Annotated in this window: 16 protein-coding genes; 11 read left to right on the top strand and 5 right to left on the bottom strand. The window is 40.5% G+C overall.

The genetic code is table 11. From position 1 onward, the window contains the following. Positions 1-17: 17 nt before the first annotated feature. Positions 18-1,013, bottom strand: a complete 996-nt coding sequence (locus PHEP_RS11230; RefSeq protein ID WP_015808081.1) for a sugar kinase — start codon at positions 1,011-1,013, stop codon at positions 18-20. Positions 1,014-1,187: 174 nt separating this feature from the next. On the opposite strand from PHEP_RS11230, the gene PHEP_RS11225 reads away from it, so the two are divergent. Then, positions 1,188-2,009, top strand: a complete 822-nt coding sequence (locus PHEP_RS11225) for an SDR family oxidoreductase (RefSeq protein WP_015808080.1) — start codon at positions 1,188-1,190, stop codon at positions 2,007-2,009. Positions 2,010-2,031: 22 nt separating this feature from the next. After that, positions 2,032-3,207, top strand: a complete 1,176-nt coding sequence (gene uxuA / locus PHEP_RS11220; protein WP_015808079.1) for a mannonate dehydratase — start codon at positions 2,032-2,034, stop codon at positions 3,205-3,207. Positions 3,208-3,243: 36 nt separating this feature from the next. Here the strand turns inward: uxuA and PHEP_RS11215 are convergent, their stop codons facing one another. Beyond that, entirely contained in the window at positions 3,244-4,284 is a 1,041-nt protein-coding gene (locus PHEP_RS11215) for a LacI family DNA-binding transcriptional regulator (protein ID WP_036674029.1), read from the bottom strand. A 288-nt stretch (positions 4,285-4,572) separates the two neighbouring features. Here PHEP_RS11215 and PHEP_RS11210 point away from each other — a divergent pair, with 288 nt between their 5' ends. The 6 genes from PHEP_RS11210 to PHEP_RS11185 all read left to right on the top strand — a co-directional run bounded on the left by PHEP_RS11210 (position 4,573) and on the right by PHEP_RS11185 (position 13,370). After that, complete coding sequence (locus tag PHEP_RS11210) at positions 4,573-5,172, top strand: TetR/AcrR family transcriptional regulator (protein ID WP_015808077.1); 600 nt, start codon at positions 4,573-4,575, stop codon at positions 5,170-5,172. A 156-nt stretch (positions 5,173-5,328) separates the two neighbouring features. Next, entirely contained in the window at positions 5,329-6,462 is a 1,134-nt protein-coding gene (locus tag PHEP_RS11205) for an efflux RND transporter periplasmic adaptor subunit (protein WP_143715730.1), read from the top strand. A gap of 24 nt (positions 6,463-6,486) precedes the next feature. Continuing rightward, positions 6,487-9,678 (top strand): efflux RND transporter permease subunit, encoded by a 3,192-nt coding sequence (locus PHEP_RS11200; RefSeq protein ID WP_015808075.1) that lies wholly within the window; start codon positions 6,487-6,489, stop codon positions 9,676-9,678. Between the two features lie 24 nt (positions 9,679-9,702). Continuing rightward, a complete protein-coding gene (locus tag PHEP_RS11195) occupies positions 9,703-11,112 on the top strand; it encodes a TolC family protein (RefSeq protein WP_015808074.1) in 1,410 nt (469 codons plus the stop codon). A 106-nt stretch (positions 11,113-11,218) separates the two neighbouring features. Beyond that, a complete protein-coding gene (locus PHEP_RS11190) occupies positions 11,219-11,665 on the top strand; it encodes a protein-disulfide reductase DsbD N-terminal domain-containing protein (protein WP_015808073.1) in 447 nt (148 codons plus the stop codon). A gap of 7 nt (positions 11,666-11,672) precedes the next feature. Then, entirely contained in the window at positions 11,673-13,370 is a 1,698-nt protein-coding gene (locus PHEP_RS11185; RefSeq protein ID WP_015808072.1) for a protein-disulfide reductase DsbD family protein, read from the top strand. Positions 13,371-13,439: 69 nt separating this feature from the next. Here PHEP_RS11185 and PHEP_RS11180 read toward each other — a convergent pair whose 3' ends face one another. The 3 genes from PHEP_RS11180 to PHEP_RS11170 all read right to left on the bottom strand — a co-directional run bounded on the left by PHEP_RS11180 (position 13,440) and on the right by PHEP_RS11170 (position 16,334). After that, positions 13,440-14,528, bottom strand: a complete 1,089-nt coding sequence (locus PHEP_RS11180; protein ID WP_015808071.1) for a sensor histidine kinase — start codon at positions 14,526-14,528, stop codon at positions 13,440-13,442. Positions 14,529-14,579: 51 nt separating this feature from the next. Beyond that, positions 14,580-15,326 carry a LytR/AlgR family response regulator transcription factor gene (locus PHEP_RS11175; protein WP_015808070.1) on the bottom strand — a complete coding sequence of 249 codons (747 nt, stop codon included), beginning with the start codon at positions 15,324-15,326 and terminating at the stop codon, positions 14,580-14,582. Positions 15,327-15,713: 387 nt separating this feature from the next. After that, complete coding sequence (locus PHEP_RS11170) at positions 15,714-16,334, bottom strand: phosphatase PAP2-related protein (RefSeq protein WP_015808069.1); 621 nt, start codon at positions 16,332-16,334, stop codon at positions 15,714-15,716. Between the two features lie 282 nt (positions 16,335-16,616). Between PHEP_RS11170 and PHEP_RS11165 the strand changes: the two genes are divergently transcribed. From PHEP_RS11165 to PHEP_RS11155, 3 genes are all read left to right on the top strand, one after another. Beyond that, a complete protein-coding gene (locus tag PHEP_RS11165) occupies positions 16,617-17,198 on the top strand; it encodes an RNA polymerase sigma factor (protein ID WP_015808068.1) in 582 nt (193 codons plus the stop codon). 73 nt (positions 17,199-17,271) lie between these two features. Next, positions 17,272-18,456: a FecR family protein gene (locus tag PHEP_RS11160; RefSeq protein ID WP_015808067.1), complete on the top strand. Its 1,185-nt coding sequence runs from the start codon at positions 17,272-17,274 to the stop codon at positions 18,454-18,456. 118 nt (positions 18,457-18,574) lie between these two features. Continuing rightward, complete coding sequence (locus tag PHEP_RS11155; protein WP_015808066.1) at positions 18,575-22,147, top strand: SusC/RagA family TonB-linked outer membrane protein; 3,573 nt, start codon at positions 18,575-18,577, stop codon at positions 22,145-22,147. The last annotated feature ends 53 nt before the right edge of the window (positions 22,148-22,200 follow it).

Genomic DNA, 22,200 nt, shown 5'->3' with positions numbered 1-22,200 from the left:
TCGTTACAATTTGCAATTTAAATAGCACCATCACCAAAATCCCCTTTTACAAAAAGCTTCTTATAGCCGGATGCTGTTGCTTTATTTATAATTTCCTGCCCATCATTAGTGGTTGATAAACCATAAATTAAGCCTGCCATAAAAGCATCACCACTGCCAATCCGGTCTAATACCTCATTGGTTTCCAGTACCGGAGAAATATAATTACCATCGGGTGTATGATAAGTACCATAAAATAAATTGTGCTTTGGGTTATCCATAAAACGGAAAGTATAAGCAATATGTCTGCACTGTGGGAAATTACTAAATACAGCGGCAGCAGAAACATCTGCATGTGTTTTGTATATTTCAGGAGGGGTTTGACGGTTTAAGTGCTCATCAACAGGAATGCCAAGCATTTTATTTACTGCCCATATATTTCCCATAATCACATCACAATATTTTACCAGATCAGGCATTACCTCAATAGGCTGCTTACCGTAATCCCACAACCTGCTCCTGTAGTTCAGATCTACGGATATTTTTAATCCTTTTCTTCTTGCAACTTTCAGCGCTTCTTCACAAACAGCAGCCATATTTTCATTTAAAGCAGGGGTAAGTGCCGTCCAGTGAAACCAGGTATGGCCTTCCAAAACCTGATCCCAGTCGATGGTGCCGGGCTTCAGATTGCTGAATGAAGAATATTTTCTGTCGTATACCACCTCGCCATTGGTTAAACCATTCGCAGAAAGTAGAAAATACAAACCTAGTCTGCTGCCTTGCAGCACAGTTCTGCCCGTATCAACACCCAATTCCTGCAAAGTTTGTAAAGCATTATTGGCAAGTGCATTATCTGGTACACAACTCACATAAGAACAAGGAATATTCCATTGCCCCAATGAAGCGGAAACATTCGCTTCAGATCCTCCGGGGAATAAAGAAACAGTGTGGTTCTTAGAAATAAATTGATCTTCGGAAGAACTGAACCGCAACAATAATTCCCCGAATACCAATATGTTTTCTTGATTTAGCATAAATTTAATGATTTCAGATTGCAATAATACAGGTTCTCCCTATCAAATAGAAGTAAAGTATTTTATTTAATAAATTTCAAACGATTTCGTAAATATTTAGTTTCTATTATTGCCTTCCGAGATTAAATTTCATTAACATTGATAGAATTAATTAACTCGTTTTAAATAAACAATATGAAGAGCAAAGATCTGTTTTCATTAGAGAACAAGGTGATCGTAATTACCGGGGCAACTGGTGTATTAGGAGAATCATTTGCGCTGGCTGTTGCTGCTGCCGGTGCAAAAGTTGCCATTTTAGGGCGAAATGAAGATAAAGCCAATACGCGCGTAAAGGCCATTACCGAAGCTGGGGGAGAGGCAATTGCGGTAATCACTGATGTGCTAAATGAAGAGGCATTGGTTGCGGCAAAAAATCAGATACTGAATACATGGGGTACCATTGACGGACTTGTCAATGCTGCAGGGGGCAATATTCCTGGCGCTACCATTTCTCCTGATCAGAATATATTTGATATAAACGTGGCCGACACTCAAAAAGCTGTCGAACTTAATCTTTTTGGAACGGTTTATCCTACACATGTATTTGGAAGGGTTATCGCAGAAAAAGGCAAAGGATCCATTGTGAATATCTCTTCACTGGCAGCACAACGCCCTTTAACCCGTGTTTTGGGTTATACAATGGGAAAAAATGCAATAGAAGGATATACAAAGTGGATGGCGGTAGAGCTTGCCCAGCGTTATGGCGATAAAGTAAGGGTTAATGCACTGGCACCGGGGGTGTTCTTAACAGAACAGAACCGCTCATTATTAACCAATCCGGATGGCACATTTACAGATAGGGCGCAACGTTTCGTAAATCATACCCCTTTTGGTCGTTTGGGGAGTCCTGAAGAATTAAATGGCACATTGATCTATTTATTAAGCGATGCGTCAGCCTTTGTTAACGGAGAAACTATCCTGGTAGATGGTGGCTTTAATGCTTATAGTGGGGTATAATTTAAAGATATAATATAAACAAATGAATACAGTAAAACATAAATTATTACAAACCTGGCGTTGGTATGGGCCATCAGATCCGGTAAGCTTACAGGATGTTAAACAGGCAGGCGCAACCGGAATTGTTACCGCCCTGCATCATGTTCCTCATGGAGAAATCTGGCCGCTGGAAGACATCCTGGAAAGAAAGTCAATTATTGAAGCATCGGGTCTGCAATGGGCAGTTGTAGAAAGTGTTCCAGTCCATGAAGCAATTAAAACGCGCAGGAGCAATGCAGACCACTACATCGAAAATTATAAAACAACATTAAAAAACCTAGCAGCTTGCGGTATAAAAACAGTATGCTATAACTTTATGCCTGTGCTCGACTGGACACGCACACAGCTGGATTTAACCATGACCGACGGTTCAAAGGCTTTATACTTTAACTGGCTTGACCTGGCCGTTTTTGATCTTTTTATCCTGAAAAGGGAAGGTGCTGATGCCGATTATTCAGCGGATATAAGAAGCCGGGCAAAGGATCGTTTTGCTACCATGAATACTGACGAACTGAATGAACTCAAGATCAACGTATTAATGGGGATACCTAATGAAAAAGAAATTGAACTCGAAGCTTTACGTACCAGTATAGAAGAATATAAATCAATTGGCAGAGAAGGACTGAAAAAAAATCTGGCTTATTTTCTAAATGGAATCGCAGATGTATGTGAGGAAACCGGTATAAATATGACCATCCATCCTGATGATCCTCCTTATGCCATTCTTGGTCTACCCCGGATTGCCAGTACAAAAGAAGACCTGGTAAGTATTCTTAGAAGCGTAGATAAACCATTTAATGGAATTTGCTATTGCACAGGTTCACTGGGAGCTGGTGTGTCCAATAATTTAAATGATATTTTTGAAGCCGTAAAAGAAAGGGTATACTTTCTTCACCTTCGCAATGTTACCAAAGATGAAGAGGGTAATTTTTATGAAGCTGATCATTTGGGTGGTGATGTGAATATGTATGAAATTATGAAAGCAATTGTTGCAGAAAATGCAAAAAGAGCTACACCAATGCCTTTCAGGCCGGATCACGGACATCAGATGCTGGACGACTTAAACAAAGTTACCAATCCTGGCTATTCTGCAATTGGCCGTTTGCGCGGATTGGCAGAGTTGCGCGGACTGGAGCTGGGTATAACTGGTAATTATTAAGCTACAGCAGAACCCCATTGTATGGGGTTCTGCTTTTTACCTGATTTTAGATTGAGATGATGCCCTCACCTTGATCTGTGTTGGCAGCATAACAGTTTCATAGCCTTCATTCAGGTCCTTCTTTTCAATCAGGGCCAGTAATTTTTCAGCTGCAAGCTGGCCAATCTCGAAAGCTGGCTGATGTACTGTACTTAAAGCGGGGTTCATCGCATCAGCAAGCTCAGTATTGGTAAAGCCAATTAAAGCAACATCATCGGGAATTTTATAGCCCAGCTTATTGAGCAGGACCAAACACCTGGTACTGATCTGGTCCGTAGCTGTAAATATAGCGTCAGGTTTATCCTTCAGGCTCATGTAATATTTAATAGCCTGCTCTAAATCTTCATTTAACTTATTTGCATCTGTATAATTACATGACCGCAATAATTCCGGTCTGTATTTAATACCACTATCTGCAAGTGCCTGTTTATATCCGTTTAAACGATCGGTAGCTATACTCAATATGGTATTCGTATTTAAATGAGCAATATTTTTGTATCCGTTGTTGATCAGGTGCATCGTTGCATCATAAGCACCTTTAAAGTTATCTGCTCCAACTTTATGGGTATTGACCTGATCAATCAGCCGGTCAAATAACACGATGGGCAAACCTGATTCCTGAAGGGCAATAAGGTAACTGAAGTTTATAGTTTCATATGCCGGAGAAATCAGGATTCCATCTACACCTCCCGCATATAGCAATTCTATACAAGCACTTTCCAGTCTTTCAGATTCCTTACTTTGCATAATAATGATCTGATAGGCTTTATCCGTTGCAGCTTTATGGATCCCATCCAGCATTTGGGAAATAACGTTATTGTCTAAAGAGCAGACCACAACACCTATAGACCGGCTTTTACCTTCTTTAAGCCCTTTTGCCATTCTATTGGGCGAGTAATGGTGTTTCTTTGCATAGTCTAAAACCTTTTGCTTAGTTTCTGCACCGATTTCATGACTATCATTTAAAGCCTTCGAAATTGTAGAAATAGATAAATTAAGCGCTTTGGCAATATCTCTTAATGTGACGCTGTTGTTCATGCTCATTCCTCTTTTAAATAGAAACGCTAATTTGCAACTATTAAGGCGATAAGATTAATTTTCTTTATTTTATTTTGGTTATTTTTTCAGGATATGCCAACAAACACAAAAAAACCAATTTGATTTATCAATTGAGAATAACTATCTTAATAAGCTGATTAAATGAATGTTATTTAATATTAAAATGAACCGTATAAATAACTTGACAAAGCAATGATACAGACTGTAATAACTGTTTATAAATTTGCTTAACGGTGTTAGATTATTTATACATCTTAACTAAATGTAATGGGAAGTAAAGAACGTATCCAAAGGCTTAAAGAAGACACGAGGGCAAATATTCTCGATGCAGCCTTACAAATCGTTAAAGAAGAGGGATGGCAGGCTTTAAGCATGAGAAAGATTGCAGATAAGATAGAATATACTGCCCCGATTATTTATGAATACTTTTTTAATAAAGATGCTATACTGCTGGAGTTAACCCGACAAGGCTATATCATGCTGGGTGAAAAAATTAAAACCGCTAAAAACGAGCACACAGAAACTGCCAGCCAACTGGAAGCCATGTGGATAGCATATTGGAACTTTGCTTTTGAGTATAAAGAATTTTATCAGTTGATGTACGGGGTAGATATGATCTGTTGCGAACAAAAGAAATCAATGCCGGAAATAGACTTTTTAGATAACCTGTTCTTTGATACCATTAAAGACCTGATGAAGGCGGAAGAACCTGATGAAAGCGTAATCTGCAGAAAATATTATACTTTCTGGTCTATTGTTCATGGATTAATTTCTATTAATATGGTCAATAAAGGCAGAGACGAAGCCATGAACCAACATATTTTAAGAGATGCACTCAAAGGAATCATAAAATATATAAACGATTAATAAAAATGAAAGGCTTTAACTATAAAAGCCTTTTTTTGACACCAATACTTAACATCGTTAAATAACTTATACACGTTAAAAATAAACTAAATAATCATGAATAATAACCTCTTTTACCCCTCGCAACTTAACACCGTTAAATTATCTATACACGTTATGAAGACAACTATATTACTTGCAGCACTATTTCTAATGGGCTGTGCAGATAAAACTCCTCAGGCCGCTGCACCTGCTCCACCAGCCTTACCTGTGGCAAGTATTACCACAGGATCAGAAACTACTTTCCAGGATTATCCCGCATCCATAGAGGGTACAGTCAATGTCGAAATCAGGCCACAGGTTAGTGGTACACTTGAAAAAGTATATATTGATGAAGGCGCTTTTGTAAATTCAGGTCAGCCAATTTTTAAAATCAATGAACAGCCTTACAGAGCTGCTTTAAATAATGCGCTTGCCAGTCAACATTCTGCAGAAGCTTCATTAATTAATGCCCAGCTCGAGGTTGAGCGATTAACACCCTTAGTTCAGAATAAGGTAATCTCAGAGTTTCAGCTAAAATCAGCCAAAGCCACTGCACAGGTTGCTAAAGCAAACATCGAGCAGGCGAAGGCTAATGTGGCCACAGCATCAATAAACTTAGGATATACTTTAATCAAAGCACCGGTGAGCGGATATATTGGCCGTCTCCTTAAAAAACAGGGAAGCTTAGTCACAGCAACAGACGCTGAAGCATTGACAAATTTGTCGGATGTTCATGATGTACATGTATACTTCGCGTTAGGGGAGAAAGATTTTGTGAATTTCAAAGATCAGTATCCGGGGCAGACTTTGAATGAGAAAATCAAACAGCTTCCTGCGGTAAAGTTAATTCTGGCCGACAATACTGAATATGCCAGATCAGGAAAAATTGATGTGATCGACGGACAATTTGATAAAACAACAGGGGCCATTACAGTGCGGGCTAAATTTCCAAATCCGGATGGACTGCTCAGATCTGGAAATACCGGAAAAATAAGATTGAGCCTTCAACACAATAATGCGTTAGTTGTACCGCAGGTGGCCACAATTGAAGTGCAGGACAAAGTATTTGTATTTGCACTTGCAGATAGTAATAAGGTAAAAAAACAAGCCATAACCATTATTGGTAAAGCAGGAAACAATTATCTGGTTAAAGATGGAATAAAAGCCGGCGACCAGATCGTCTTGAGTGGATTAGACCGTTTGCAGGAGGGAGTTGTAATTGCACCACAAAAAGCGACAGATAAGGTTGTTGCTATAACAAAAAAATAACAAGCAAATTTTAACATTAAAGTCATGTTCCAAAAATTTATAGAAAGACCGGTACTCTCTACAGTGATCTCCATTTTATTGGTAATTCTGGGAGTACTTGGTTTAACAAAATTGCCTTTACAGCAATTCCCTGATATCGCTCCTCCGGCAGTACTGGTTGCAGCCGTTTATCCTGGGGCCAATGCAGAGACCGTGTTGCGTTCCGTTGCGCCATCACTGGAAGAATCCATCAACGGAGTAGAAAACATGAGCTATATGAGCTCCACTGCCAGTAATGACGGAACACTAGCCATCACTGTTTATTTTAAACAAGGTACCGATCCCGACCAGGCAGCTGTAAACGTTCAGAACCGTGTGGCACAGGCTACCAGTCAGCTACCTTCAGAAGTTGTACAACAGGGGATCACCACAACCAAACAACAAAATAGTTTCATTAATGCCATTGGTGTTTACACAGAAGATCCGAAAAAATATGACCAGACCTTTGTAGCCAATTATGCACAGATCAATATTATTCCTGAAATTAAGAGGATTCCCGGTGTAGGTTCGGCCGCTATATTTGGTGGTGTTAAGGATTATTCCATGAGGGTTTGGTTAAATCCAACTCAAATGGCCAATTATAAAATTACACCTAATGAAGTAATGGCCGCTATCCAGGATAAAAGTATAGAGGCTGCACCAGGTAAATTAGGGGAAAGAAGTAACGAAGTATTCGAATATGTAATTAAATATAAAGGAAAGCTTAACAAACCCGAAGAATACGAAAATATTGCAATTCGTGCCAATGAAGATGGTTCTGTTTTACATTTAAGAGATGTTGCCCGTGTCGAACTGGGTGCTTATTCTTATACCAGTAACAGTCATTTAAATGGAAAAGATGGAATTGTAATCGGTATAATCCAGTTAGCAGGTTCAAATGCCAATGAAATCCAGATTGCCGTAGATAAAGTAATGGAAAAGGCGGCAAAGGATTTCCCTGTCGGCATCAGTTACAATAGCTTTTATAAAACAAAAAATGCGCTTGATGAATCCATTGAACAGGTAATACATACTTTAATAGAAGCTTTTATATTGGTATTTATTGTGGTGTTCATTTTCTTGCAGGACTTCAGATCAACATTAATTCCTGCAATCGCGGTTCCTGTATCTATTTTGGGTACTTTTTTCTTCATGAATCTATTTGGTTTCTCCATCAACTTACTAACGTTGTTCGCCCTGGTATTGGCTATCGGTATTGTGGTCGATGATGCCATTGTGGTGGTAGAAGCGGTTCACGCAAAGATGGAACAGAAACGCCTTGGTGCTAAGGCTGCCACAACAGAGGCCATGCGTGAAATTACGGGTGCACTGATCTCGATTACGCTGGTAATGGCCGCAGTATTTTTACCTGTAGGTTTTATGACGGGCTCCACAGGTATTTTCTACAGGCAGTTTGCATTCACTATGTCTATTGCCATTGTGATATCTGCAGTAAATGCCCTAACCTTAAGTCCCGCGCTTGCTGCTTTATTTCTGAAAAGTAACCATACTGCAGAAGGCCATACCCAGGTTAAAAAGACTTTTATACAAAAATTCTATATAGGTTTTAACAGTAGTTTTAATGCAATGACCAACAGGTATGTAGGCGGCTTAAAGTTTCTGATTAAACATAAATGGGTCAGTATGGGTGGACTTTTCATCATTGTTCTGGCAACCATATTTCTGGTACGGAATACCAAATCTGGTTTTATACCAACAGAAGATCAAGGGTTTGTAGCCATTGCCGTTTCTACACCATCCGGAACATCGTTAAACGGAACAACCAAATTGCTTAAACAGGCAGAGGATGAGCTGAGTGCTTTACCTGCCTCAAGGTTTGTTACAGCAATTTCCGGTTTCAATTTGTTAACAAATTCAAATAGTCCCTCTGCTGCTGTAATTTTTGTTTTGTTGAAACCAAATAAAGAAAGAGGTGAAATTAAAGACATTAACCTCATCCAGAATGTCATCAGAGGAAAACTGGGCGCCTTAACCGGTGGTAATTTCTTCGTCTTTAGTTTCCCTACGGTTCCTGGATTTAGTAATGTAGAAGCTTTGGATTTAGTCCTGCAGGATAAAACAGGGGGTAAACTGGATAATTTTAGTGGCATAGCCAATAATTTTATCGGCAAACTAATGGCCAAGAAAGAAATCGCCTTTGCATTCACATCCTTTAAAGCAGATTATCCGCAGTTACAATTAGAAGTTGACGACGATAAAGCCAATCAGCTTGGTGTAAATGTGAAAGATGTACTGCAAACCATGCAGGCTTATTTTGGTAGTGCCCAGGCTTCAGATTTTAACCGTTTTGGCAAGTATTACAGGGTGGTAGTTCAGGCTGATATTGCCGACAGGACAGACCCGGCATCTATTGACCGTGTTTTCGTAAAAAGTAAAACCGGCGAAATGGTACCAATCAATACATTGGTTAAATTAACCAGGGTATTTGGTTCAGAAACTGCATCACGCTACAATTTATTTAATTCCATCCAGGTAAATGCCATCCCAAAACCAGGTTATAGTTCTGGCGATGCCATCAGGGCTATTCAGGAAACCGCCAAAGAAGAATTGCCATCAGGCTTTGCTTATGAATTCTCCGGACAAACCAGAGAGGAAATTTCGTCGGGTGGACAATCGACAGTCATATTTATATTGTGTCTGGTTTTTGTATACTTTTTACTGTCAGCACAGTACGAAAGTTATCTCTTGCCTTTAGCCGTTATATTGTCTATCCCAACCGGTATCTTTGGTGTATTTGTAGTCCTGGGCTTAACAGGTATAGAAAATAACATCTATGTCCAGGTTGCATTGATCATGCTCATCGGACTCCTCGCTAAAAATGCCATTCTGATCATTGAGTTTGCTGTACAGCGGCGTAAAGCAGGGCGGGGTCTGGTAGACGCTGCTATTGAAGCAGCAAGATTAAGGATTCGTCCGATCATCATGACCTCACTGGCCTTTGTTTTCGGATTGTTCCCGATGAGTATCGCAACCGGTCCTTCTGCCCAGGGTAATCACTCCATCAGTATTGGCGCGGCTGGTGGTATGCTGTCCGGAGTAATATTGGGCTTATTTATCATACCCGTATTATTTGTGATTTTCCAGCACCTGCAGGAAAAGGTATCTGGAAAACCTGTTGTTGCTGAAAATGAAACACATCCTGCTGTAAAAGTTGATTCAGAAATGATATATTCTTAATCGCCTAAATAACAAAAACATAAAATGAATGCATATATAAAAATATTAGTGATCCTGATCACTATAAGTATACTTGGGGGATGTAAGGTATCGAAAGACATACCAGTTCCTAAAACAGCCATTCCTGAGCATTTCAGAAATGCAGAGCGCACAGATTCATTGAGCATAGGTAATCAGGCTATCGTCGACTTTTTTCCTGAAAAGGAGCTGAGAAATCTTATTGATACAGCTTTGATAAGAAATTACGATCTGCAAATTGCGATAAAGAATATTGAATCAACCAGCCAGTTACTTAAACAGGCTAAACTTGGCAATCTTCCTCAATTGAACCTGCAGATCACAGGTAGTTCAAATAACCCTTCAAACAATAGTATTAATGGGCTGAGCACCAGTGAGTTTTTAAAGACAAGCCATATTGAGGATTTTAATGCCAGCCTGGGGTTAACATGGGAAGCTGATATCTGGGGAAAAATAAGAAGCCAGAAACAAGGAGCTTTGGCTACTTATCTTCAGACCGAGGAAGCAAGAAAAACCGTACAAACCCAATTGATCGCCAGCATTGCTCAGGGATATTACAGGTTATTGATGATGGATGCACAAATAGGCATTGCCAAGAAGAATCTTGCTTTAAGTGATAGCACATTAACTATTGTAAAGTTGCAATTTGATGCCGGACAGGTTAGTTCACTTGCTATACAGCAAGCGCAGGCACAGCAACTTGTGTCAGCACAACTGATCCCTAAGCTTCAACAGGACATAACTATTCAGGAAAATGCCTTGAGCATGCTTACTGGACGTATCCCCGGAGCAATTGATCGCAAAACAAGTCTGGACAAAACATTTATACCCGACAAGCCATCTGCCGGATATCCTTCTGCGATGGTAAGTAAAAGACCGGATGTTAAAAGTGCAGAACTGTCTCTGGATATTGCCAATGCCAAAGTAGGGGTAGCAAAGGCAGGTATGTATCCAACATTGAACATTACCGCAACTGGAGGAGTAAATTCATTCAAGGCCAGTAACTGGTTTAATGTTCCGGCTTCATTATTTGGCATGGTTTCAGGCGGACTTACCCAACCGCTATTACAGAGACGGCAATTGAAAACACAGTATGAGATCGCTAAGATAGACAGAGAAAAAACCGTAATTCAGTTTCGTCAGGCTGTCCTTAATGCAGTTACTGAAGTTTCTGATGAACTTGTGAAAATAGAAAAATTAAAATTGCAGTACGATATTTCCAGAAATAGGGTAAATACCTTACAGCAAGCCGTTAGAAATGCCAACATGCTATTTAAAAGTGGGATGGCCACCTATCTTGAAGTCATTACGGCCCAAAGTAATTCCCTGCAAAGCGAACTCGAACTTGCAGCCATTAAAACAGCACAGCTCAGCGCAACTGTAGAACTTTACCGGTCTTTAGGGGGTGGGATATAGCAATTTATAATGTTAAATAAGGGGTATCATTTAATTTACACTATTGAATAACCGTGATGTTAGAGGAAATGCATAAATTTGCTAACACATAAAAAAACGATAAATAATGAAAAACCTAATCTTGTTAACTGTTGGATTACTATTTAGCCTTACGGTAAGTAGTCAGATTTTGAAACCTGTAAAGTGGAGCTATGCCGCCAAGAAAACCTCAAAAACAGAAGCTACTTTGTACCTTAAAGCCACTATTGACGAAGGATGGCATTTATATTCACAAAATATGGCTGATGGCGGGCCTGTAAAAACAAGTTTTAAATTCACTCCATCAAAAGCTTACAAAACTGTAGGTAAAACAACTGAACCAAAAGCAATTGTTAAATTCGAGAAATCATTTGACATGAATGTAAGTTATTTTGAAAAGTCAGTTATTTTCCAGCAAAAAGTAAAACTTACCGGTGCAAATGCAATTGTGAAAGGAACACTTGAATATATGGTATGCGATGATTCACAATGTCTGCCACCAGAAACCGTTGACTTCTCTATTCCTGTAAAATAAAACAGTAATGACCTTAAAAAACTATTTGACAAGCACGAAAGTGCTTGTCATTGGCTGCTTAATCTTCTTTGCATCAGCTGCTACAGTCCATGCCCAGGAAGCCGATACGAGCCTTTCCGGTCTGGAGTTTACCGAAATTGCCCCTGATACTGTTAGCCCCGCTGATACGGTTGCAGCCAAAGCTGCAGTTGTGCCGGCAGCTGGCGCAGCCGGCATTGCGGCTGCACCGGGCAATAAAGCCCCTGCAGCTGAAGCGGACAAAACCCTTTGGGGAACCTTTATAGCCGGACTGGTAGGTGGTTTTCTGGCCTTTCTGATGCCCTGCATCTTTCCCATGGTGCCCCTTACCATCAGTTATTTTACCAAAAGGGCAGGCAGTAAAGGCAAAGGCATTGGCCAGGCCCTGATCTATGGGCTTTCGATCATTGTCATTTATGTAGGTTTTGGCCTGCTGATCACTGTTTTGTTCGGATCGGCCGGCCTGAATGCATTGAGTGCAAGCGGTTTGTTCAACTTTCTGTTCTTTATTTTGCTGGTGGTATTTGCCATCTCTTTTTTCGGGGCCTTCGAAATTACCCTGCCCAGTGCTTTCGTCAATAAGATAGACAACAAGGCCGATAACAGCAAAGGCCTGGCAGGCATCTTTTTTATGGCTGCTTCACTGGCCCTGGTCTCTTTCTCCTGTACCGGTCCGATCATCGGTACCTTACTGGTAGATGCCAGTTCCAAAGGAGAGTTACTGGGCCCGGCCGTCGGTATGTTTGGTTTTGCCCTGGCCCTGGCCCTTCCCTTTACCTTATCGGCCATATTTCCCGGCTTTTTGAGCAGTATGCCCAAATCCGGAGGCTGGCTGAACAGCGTAAAGGTATGCCTGGGTTTCCTGGAACTGGCCCTGGCCTTAAAGTTTTTGTCATCGGCCGACCTGGCCTGGCACTGGGAATGGTTTGACCGGGAGATCTTCCTGGTGCTGTGGATCGTGATCTTTGTGCTGATGGGGATCTATTTACTGGGGAAGATCAGGTTCTCCCACGACAGTGAGGTACCTTATGTATCTGTTCCCAGGTTGTTCCTGGCCATTCTTTCTTTTTCCTTTGCGCTGTACATGGTGCCCGGGCTGTGGGGCGCTCCGGTAAGCGTACTGAGCGGACTGGCCCCACCAATGAATACCCAGGACTTTATCCTGAACGGCAACCAGTCCTCAGCTTCAGGAAGTGTAGCTGCAGATTTTCCGGCCCATGTCAAATACAGCGGATCTTTAAAAGCCCCGGTAGGTTTCCATCCTTTCTTTGAACTGGAAGAAGGACTGGCCTATGCAAAAAAAGTAAACAAACCTGTACTGCTTGATTTTACAGGGCATACCTGTGTAAACTGCCGCAGAATGGAAGACCTGGTATGGGTGGACCAGGAGGTGGGCAGACTGATCAAAGAGGAATATGTACTGATCCAGCTGTATGCCGACGACCGCAACATCAAAATGGAGAAAGACAAGGTCCATTATTCCAGTGTGCTGAAACGCAATACGGATGACCTGGGTTATTGGAACCTGGATTTCCAGGCTACAAAATACGGCTCCAATGCACAACCCTTATATGTACTGGCGGGTCATGACCTGAACCCACTGGTAAAACCCCAGGGAGCTATATTCGATGCAAAGGAATATGCAGCTTACCTGCAAAGCGGCTTAAACGCATTTAAGGGAAAATAAACAATACGCTTAAGCCAGACATTAAAAAAGCCTTCACCAATAAGATGAAGGCTTTTTTAATGTTTCTTGTTAATTCAATTCAATACTCAGTAAAACATTGAAATAATTGCTTTTGTCTCTATCCGTCTGCAGAAAGGCCTTGTCACCATAAACCATTTGTATTCTTTTTTTGATATTATCCAAACCGATGTTATGACTGATTACAGAACCATTTAAATTAATTAAATTTCTGGTTTCAATAATCAGGATATTGTGCGCAAGATTAATGCTAATTAAAGCCGGGTGGGCTTCCTGTAAAAGATCCCCATGTTTAAACACATTTTCAACAAGTGTAATCAGTACCAAAGGAATAATCTGAATTTTGGCCAAATCAGCATCATATTCTAAAATAACATTCAGTTTGGTTTCCGATTTTATCTGATAAAGTTTAATCAGGTTTTCTATTTGTTCAATTTCAAGTGCAATATCCGTAAAGATCTTTTCATCATCATCCTGGATAGAATAGCGCATCATATCCGTTAAAGTAATTATGGCTTCAGCAGCTTCCGGCGCCTTTTTACGTGCACTTGCATAAATGAAGCTCAGGGTATTGAACAAAAAGTGCGGATTGATCTGTGCTTTTAAACGTGCATACTGGGATTTGATCAGTTCAGCCTGCACGTTCTGATTTTCAATGATCATAATTAATTTCTCTTTCTCAGCTTCCTGTGTAATTTTTCGTTCTTTTAAATAATTGACCAGATAATAGTAACCAGAAGAAAAAAGAATAAAATAAATGGTTCTCCAAACTGAAGTGACTACTGCAGTTTTAGTCAGTGTTGCGGGTGCTACAAGCATTAGTCCGGCATATTTATTTAAAAATCCCGCCAATAATATTGAAAAAGGCACATAAAAGACCACCTCAATTACAATTAGCAGGGGTAATAACCATATCCCATGTTTGGTATGCGATTTCGCCGCAGGCATAATCACATAAGCATGAAAGTAGAAAAGGCAGATATTAAGTACATAAAATAAAACATAATTACCAGCAGTTGCAAAATACCCCCTGAGTATTCCACTTATGATGACTTCGTAAAATATAAAGAAGAACCAGGCAATAAAATGAATGCGGTGCTTGTATAAAAAATTAAAACATCTTGTAAAAGCCTCTTTCATTTTATGTAATATAGTCGTGTATAGATATCATAGTATTTGGGCAACCAGTCCCTAATCTGATATATTCCGGTTAGATCTCAGCGTGTTCCTTTCTAAAAAAGTTAAAAACTGTTTCCTATAAGTTGTTCCAAGTGGAACCTCCAGTTTATTGTTCAGTGTAATACTTGCACCTTCAACTTTATTAATGAAATCCATTGAGATAATGAAAGACCGCTGAACACGTATAAACGAACTGTTACCCTCTAATTTGGTCTCCAGCTCCTTCATTGTTAAATAAGCAATATGCATACCGCTAACGGTATGGATCTTTACATAATTGTTTAAACCTTCAATAGCAACCAGGTCTCTCAGATTAACCCTTACGTATTTCTGAACCTGATCCGTTTTAATAAAAAAGAAATCCTCATCTTTCATTTCTCTTTTAAGATTAATTTCTGACTTGAGCAACCGATTGATCATCAATGCAAATTTGGTCATAGAAATCGGTTTTAAAAGATATTCATTTGCCTGTACACCAAAAGCATCAATTGCATATTTGGAATGCGCAGTAGTAAAAACAAGATATTTGGTTTTATACCTAATGGCCAGGGATAAATCCAGTCCTGTCATTCCCGGCATGTCAACATCCATAAAAAGAACATCAATATTATCTTCCAAAGTAATTTCCATCAATGCCTTAAGCGGATCAGTAAAATACTTTAACAATTGCAGATTTGGCATTGCTTCAATATAATCCGCCAGCAGATCAACAGCATGTTTCTCATCATCAATAATAACACAATTTAGTTTGCTGTCCATGGAAATGCCTTTTTAATTTACGCTCATCATCATCTATCAAACTTATGGATATTCATCATAAAAACGAGGTATTGTGGCAATTTTTTTTTATCCCGATTCACATATTTCAAACCATTCATTTTCATTCACCACGTAAAATACATAATTAACCACGGTAAACATAAGGTTGGTGTAATATAATTGCAGGTGAATTCTTTCTTTTATACTTTTAGTTAATCATCCATCTATGATGAACATTAAAGTCCTGGTGCACTAGTTGTATCAGGGTTTTTTAAAGCTGTATAAGAAGATTGGTGCGTTCTCGTATATATTTAGTTCTAAAGGGAGCTCATCCTCCCTTTAGGTACTAAATAATCAGCTTAAAAGCCTCCGTGATTACAAGATTAGTTAGATCTTAGCCATTGACTTTCCTAAATACCAGCACAACCAGGTAAAGATCGGAGCAGCCATAATGTCAATGGTATAATGAACGTGCTGGATCAGCAACAGTCCGGCAATTATAATTGTAGCAATAAAAGCTATAACCTTATCATTTCTTTTCTCCAGACACAATGCGCCCAGAAACATGGTAGCTGTATGGCCCGAAAAAAACAGGTCTTTAGTGATTACGTTGGAGCGGTAAAAGAAAATAGAACAAGGGTCAGCCAGATTAATGATACCAACGGGCGGGTTAAGCGGCACCAGGGTTATCGTGATGATCCGCGCTGCACACAAAAATATAAATGCCCATAAGGCCGTAAGGCACATCAGTGTATTTTTAGACATCCTGTAAAGGAACAAGCCAATCATGGCATACAATATGATAAATATATATGCCGAAACATCTATTGCCGGTAAATTCGCCAGTACCAGGTCATTCAACACATTTCCCTCACGCGCCTCAATACGTAAAAAGAAATGAGGAATAAAAATTAGAATTGCAATAAGAATGAGCATCCCAACAATAAACTTTATTCGGAACGCTTGATAATCCCAGGCTATCTGCCAGGTAAACTGTTTAAACTGCATTAAGTCGGTTAGTTGTTTTGTATGGTAAAATTATACAAATAAAGTAATTTAAATTAAAACATTATTGCTATTTAATTTTATATCCCGGCATATGCTCAGCCCTGTTAATTTCGCCCTGGTCGCCCTGGCTCTTCTTTAAATTTTTGTTAATGAAAATTTAATACTTATTTAATATATTAAAAGAAAATATAAGATTTTTTAATGTTTATTTTTGAATAAATTAAACACTTTGAAAGATAAATGCTAAATTTATGGCTACCTAACCAAATAATCAATTAAACCATGAAATTAATTGATGACGATCTGTTACTGTCCATTAGTAAGGGTGATGAAGAAGCGTTTAAATGCTTATTTAGGAAACACCGTGATAAATTATTTGCCTATATTTTCAAGATCACAAAATCAAGGGAAACGGCAGAAGAAATTGTAATGGATGTATTTATGAAAATATGGGAAAGCGGAGAGGTCCTGACAGAAATAAGGAACTTCCCGGCATTCCTTTTTCACATCGCCAGAAATAAGTCGCTCGACTTTCTACGCATGGCCGCAAAAGACCGCGTATTGGTCGAATTGCTCTGGGACCAGATCAATACACCAGCTGCCGACCAGCCAGACGATCAATTATTGCTAAACGAATTAAAATCCAACATCGATAAAGCGGTAGCACAGCTATCGCCACAGCGTAAATCTGTATTCCGCCTTAGCCGCGAGCAGCACATGACCTACGATCAGATCGCCAGTCACCTGCAACTTTCAAAAAGTACTGTAAAAAACCACATGCTCGATTCCCTCCATTTTATTCGTCATCACTTAAACACGAATTTTGAGCTCATTTTGCTCATATTATTTTTTTTAAAAAAATAATACCCAGCCATTAGGCCGCTCTTCATTTTTTTTCGTCTTACCAGTACATAGCATAACCAAATAACCTCCATGTATGAATAAGCAGGAAAGAATATCCTTTTTATTAGACCGTTACATCCACAACAATTGTACAGCAGGTGAACTTGACGAGTTGTTTCAACTTTTAGATCATCACAGCAATAACGATTTTTTACAAAGGGAACTGAAACTCCTGTGGCAGCATACCGGCCCCGAGCAACACCATACCAACGCACAATGGGAGCAGCTCTACAATTCTATGATGCATAAAACGCAAAGAAAACCAAAGGTCAAATCTAAATGGCCTTATCAAAAATTAGCTGCTGCAGCATCAGTAATCCTCCTGCTGTTTGCCGGAATATTTTTCTATTCTCAGTATCAAAATACACAGCATAAAACAATAAATAAACAGATCCATGCAAAAAATGAACTGTTACCTGGTACCAACAAAGCTATACTTACACTGGCCAACGGAACCAGGGTGCCACTTGATGATGTCCTTAACGGAAAAGTGTCAACACAGGCTGGTGTTCAGCTCACCAAAACAGCATCCGGTCAACTGATATATCACATTCAACAGCAAGCTGCCACATCAAAATTAAGTTTCAATACCATAGAAACCCCACGTGGGGGACAATATCAGCTCATTCTTTCCGATGGCACCAGAGTCTGGCTAAATGCAAATTCCTCACTGAAATACCCCATTTCCTTCAGTAAAACAGAGCGGCTGATCGAACTTAAAGGCGAAGCATATTTTGAAGTTACCAAAAACAAAAACGCACCTTTTAAAGTAATCAGCAATAACCAGGTACTGGAAGTATTGGGTACACACTTCAACATCAATGGTTATGAAGATGAGCCGGATATCAAAACTACGCTGATTGAAGGCTCAGTTAAAGTATCAAACCTGTCTAACCATACCCAGGCCCTTCTTAAACCCGGACAGCAATCCAGTTTCCATACCAATAGGTTTGAAATAAGCAAGGTAGATACTGAGGCCGCAATAGCATGGAAAAACGGCTATTTCACATTTGATAAAACTACCCTTGAAACCATAATGCGGCAGGTTTCAAGATGGTACGATGTAGAGGTTACCTATCAGAACAAGACAGTTAAAGATCAGGTTTTCAGTGGAAATGTCTCCCGATTCGAAAATGCTGCCCAGGTATTGGCCATTCTGGAACTTACCGGTCTGGTCCACTTTAAAGTAGAAGGAAGGAGGATTACGGCCATGTTGTAAATTTTTACCATCCGGATAAGCAAAAAACCGGGAGTGCGGCTAACACCCCCGGATATTTTGGTCTTATCCCAACAAATTGCAGAAACACAATTATTTAATAAAAACCAACACCAAATATATGATTTTTTATAACCTATCCCGCCTTAGGCAGCTAGTCTATGCTTTGGGACAACCCTTGCTTTCGGGCCTGGCTTTTTGCCAGATCAGTGAGGCCAGTAAAAGAAGAATAATTATGCGAGCTAAGCTTACCATTCTGATCATAACCGTTTGCTTTATGCATGTTAGTGCTATAGGACATGCACAGCGGATAACCTTGTCAAAGCAAGGGACTTCTTTAAACCAGGTATTTAAGGAAATCAGGAAGCAGACGGGCATGAATATCATTTGGCCTCCGGAAAAGTTTAACGAGGATGCCAAAATAAACGTAAGCGTTAAAAACATGTCACTTGATGAGGCCCTCTCACAAATTCTGGCACCCGTAAACTTAACCTACGCCATAAAAGACAAAACCATTGTCATACAGGTAAGGCAGGCTGCTGGCCGTATCCTTGCCGATACTTTAAAAATAGTAACCGGAAAAGTGGTCGACCTGAAAGGGATTCCCTTACCGGGCATCGGCATCAAACATAAGGAAACCAATACGGCAACCACCACCAATGCAGAGGGTATATACCAGATCAAAGTACCCAATAAAGGAACGCTGATATTTACGTATGTTGGTTTTAAAACCCAGGAAATACCGGTAGCAGGCAAAACCACCATCAACATTAAACTGCTTGAAGAACAGAAAGAACTTTCTGAAGTTGTAGTGGTGGGTTATGGCACCCAGAAAAAAGTAAACCTTACCGGTGCAGTTGATCAGGTTGGTAAAGAAGTTTTCGAAAACCGCCCCCTTACCAGTACCACTAAAGGTTTACAGGGTGTTATCCCAAATTTAAACATCAGAATGACCGACGGAAAACCTACCCGGACATCGTCCTATAACGTTCGTGGTACCACTTCCATTGGTGCCGGTGGCTCCGCACTGGTATTGATAGATGGTGTCCCTGGCAATCCCGACCTCGTCAACCCCAATGATATAGAGAGTGTTACTGTGTTAAAAGATGCAGCATCAGCAGCCATTTATGGCGCCAGAGGTAGTTTTGGTGTAGTACTGATCACCACCAAAGCCCCTGCAAAAGAAAAGGCTACCATTAACTATACTTCTGGTTATTCTCTTAATTATCAGACCATCAGGCCCGATCTGGTTACCGAGGGCTACCCATGGGCACAGGTATTTAACGATGCCTTCAGTTCATGGAACGATTATAGTGCCGATCCGCAAAAGGCCAACAGCGTGTTTCCATGGTCACAGGAATATCTTAAAGAACTTAAAAAGCGCTATGAAGCAGGCATAGGGCCCTCAACTGAAATTGACCCCGCCACCGGCAAATACATTTATTATGGCAGTACCGACTGGCTAAAAGAATTGTATGCCGACAATACGCCCTCCATGGAGCAGCAAATCAGTGTTTCGGGCAGCAGCGATAAAACAGCTTTCTACATTTCCGGAAGGTACAACAACCAGGGTGGTATATTCCGTTACAACCCCGATAAATTTAACCAGTATAACCTGCGCGCAAAAGGAAGTATTCAGGCTACCAGCTGGCTGAAAATTGAAAATGACATTACTTTTAACCAGCGCGATTATTTCTTCCCGATCCTGAACCATGCCAGCAATACACCGGTTTGGCGACGCATCTCTGATGAAGCTTTTCCTGTTGCCATGTTAAGGAACCCCGATGGTACACTTACCGATAATGCCTCTATCGTATTCGGCAGCTTCATTTCCGGTAACAACTTCATGAACGAAGCCAACAAACAAACCAGAAATACCTCCCGCGTCTTTACTAATTTCCTCGACAATAAACTAAAGATCAACGGCGACTTTACCTTCGATAAAACTTCTTTCAACAGGCGTTTTATCTATAGCCCGGTACCTTACAGTACGGCACCAAATGTGTTTCTGGAGCGTGGTATCAACAAAATGAACAACCTTGACCAGGATTTTACCTACCTGGCTTTAAATACTTATGGCGAATACAGCAACAGCTTTGGGAAACATAACTTTACCGCTTTACTGGGTTACAATTACGAACAGTCTACACAAAAAGACCAGTTTGTAGAACGCGACAACCTCATTAATCCTGAATTTCCGGATTTCTCTCTTGTAGACGGGCAGAACTTCATCCTTACCGGCGGGGGCAACAAATGGATCACCCTGGGCGGTTTCTTCCGTGTCAACTACAATTACGCAGGCAAGTATCTGTTTGAAGTGAACGGCAGGTACGACGGCTCATCCAAATTTCCTGAAGGCCAGCAATATGGCTTTTTTCCTTCTTTCTCTGGCGGATGGCGGGTTTCTGAAGAGCCTTTCTGGAAATCTATCAAAAATACGGTCAATGAGTTTAAGCTACGTGCCTCTTACGGAAGTCTGGGTAACGGAAATATAGATCCTTACCAGTTCCTTCAAACTATGGGGGTAACCAGGTCGCCAATGGTACTGGGTGGCATCAGGCCAAACTATACCCAGTTACCCAATGTAATACCTGATGGCCTGACCTGGGAAAAAGCCACTACCACCAATTTAGGTGCCGATATTTCCCTGTTCAGGAACAGGCTGACCACCAATTTCGACTGGTACATCAGAAGAACTACAGATATGTTTACCGTAGGCCTTCCTTTACCCGCTACTTTTGGTGCAGCAGTACCCAAAGGGAACTATGCCGACTTAAAAACCACCGGATGGGAGCTCTCTATCGGCTGGCGTGATAAAATCAATACCAGCAAGCCAATTGGCTATGATTTCAGGTTTACCCTGTCTGACAGCCAGTCGACCATCGACCGTTTCAACAACCCGCTCAACCTCATTACCACTTATTACCCGGGTATGAAAGTAGGAGAGATCTGGGGTTTTGTAAATGACGGTTATTTTATAGATCAGAACGACATCAACACCCATGCCAACCAAAGCTTAATTAAGGTTTCGGCAGCGAATAAACCATTGCCGGGCGACATCAAGTTCAAAGATCTGAACGGAGACAACATCATCAACCAGGGCACAAAAACATTAAGCGATCCTGGCGATCAGAAAGTGATCGGCAACAGCAGTATCCGTTATCAATATGGCTTCAACGCAAATTTCGACTGGAACAACTTCTCTTTCGGTGTATTTTTTCAGGGCGTAGGAAAACGCGATTACATGCCTACGGCCGACAATTCCCTGTTCTGGGGCCCATACAACAGGCCATATAGCTGGCACCCAAAAGATGTGGTAGAAAACATGTGGTCGCCGGAAAACCCAAATGCCTACTACCCAAGGTTACGCGGTTATACGGCATTAAATGCGGGCGGAGAGCTCACTTACGCACAAACCCAGTACCTGCAAAATGCAGCTTATATCAGACTTAAAAATCTGTCTGTAGGCTATAATCTCCCTTCCGGCCTGATCAAAAAAATACATTTGTCGGCCTTGCGTGTTTATTTAACCGGACAAAATCTCTGGGTTTGGTCGCCCATGTTTAAACATACCAAAAACATGGATCCCGAAAACATAGAACAAGCCGATCCTGAACTGAACAAAAATGCAGGACAAGGAATGGCTTACCCTATGCTAAAAACCTATACCATTGGTCTTAATGTCACTTTATAGGCTGCCGCATGAATTATATAAACACGATAATCAATTTATCCAATCATAAAATG

Origin of the sequence: Pedobacter heparinus DSM 2366 (genome assembly GCF_000023825.1) — a bacterium.
Taxonomy (GTDB): Bacteria; Bacteroidota; Bacteroidia; order Sphingobacteriales; family Sphingobacteriaceae; genus Pedobacter; species Pedobacter heparinus.
Note: the sequence above shows the minus strand (reverse complement) of the source record. Positions and strands in the feature narration are given on the sequence as shown.

Bases quoted from the DNA above. Each gene is read 5' to 3' on its own strand.
- PHEP_RS11230 (WP_015808081.1), bottom strand. From the start codon at position 1,013: ATGCTAAATCAAGAAAACATATTGGTATTCGGGGAATTATTGTTGCGG.
- PHEP_RS11225 (WP_015808080.1), top strand. From the start codon at position 1,188: ATGAAGAGCAAAGATCTGTTTTCATTAGAGAACAAGGTGATCGTAATT.
- uxuA (WP_015808079.1), top strand. From the start codon at position 2,032: ATGAATACAGTAAAACATAAATTATTACAAACCTGGCGTTGGTATGGG.
- PHEP_RS11215 (WP_036674029.1), bottom strand. From the start codon at position 4,284: ATGAACAACAGCGTCACATTAAGAGATATTGCCAAAGCGCTTAATTTA.
- PHEP_RS11210 (WP_015808077.1), top strand. From the start codon at position 4,573: ATGGGAAGTAAAGAACGTATCCAAAGGCTTAAAGAAGACACGAGGGCA.
- PHEP_RS11205 (WP_143715730.1), top strand. From the start codon at position 5,329: ATGAAGACAACTATATTACTTGCAGCACTATTTCTAATGGGCTGTGCA.
- PHEP_RS11200 (WP_015808075.1), top strand. From the start codon at position 6,487: ATGTTCCAAAAATTTATAGAAAGACCGGTACTCTCTACAGTGATCTCC.
- PHEP_RS11195 (WP_015808074.1), top strand. From the start codon at position 9,703: ATGAATGCATATATAAAAATATTAGTGATCCTGATCACTATAAGTATA.
- PHEP_RS11190 (WP_015808073.1), top strand. From the start codon at position 11,219: ATGAAAAACCTAATCTTGTTAACTGTTGGATTACTATTTAGCCTTACG.
- PHEP_RS11185 (WP_015808072.1), top strand. From the start codon at position 11,673: ATGACCTTAAAAAACTATTTGACAAGCACGAAAGTGCTTGTCATTGGC.
- PHEP_RS11180 (WP_015808071.1), bottom strand. From the start codon at position 14,528: ATGAAAGAGGCTTTTACAAGATGTTTTAATTTTTTATACAAGCACCGC.
- PHEP_RS11175 (WP_015808070.1), bottom strand. From the start codon at position 15,326: ATGGACAGCAAACTAAATTGTGTTATTATTGATGATGAGAAACATGCT.
- PHEP_RS11170 (WP_015808069.1), bottom strand. From the start codon at position 16,334: ATGCAGTTTAAACAGTTTACCTGGCAGATAGCCTGGGATTATCAAGCG.
- PHEP_RS11165 (WP_015808068.1), top strand. From the start codon at position 16,617: ATGAAATTAATTGATGACGATCTGTTACTGTCCATTAGTAAGGGTGAT.
- PHEP_RS11160 (WP_015808067.1), top strand. From the start codon at position 17,272: ATGAATAAGCAGGAAAGAATATCCTTTTTATTAGACCGTTACATCCAC.
- PHEP_RS11155 (WP_015808066.1), top strand. From the start codon at position 18,575: ATGATTTTTTATAACCTATCCCGCCTTAGGCAGCTAGTCTATGCTTTG.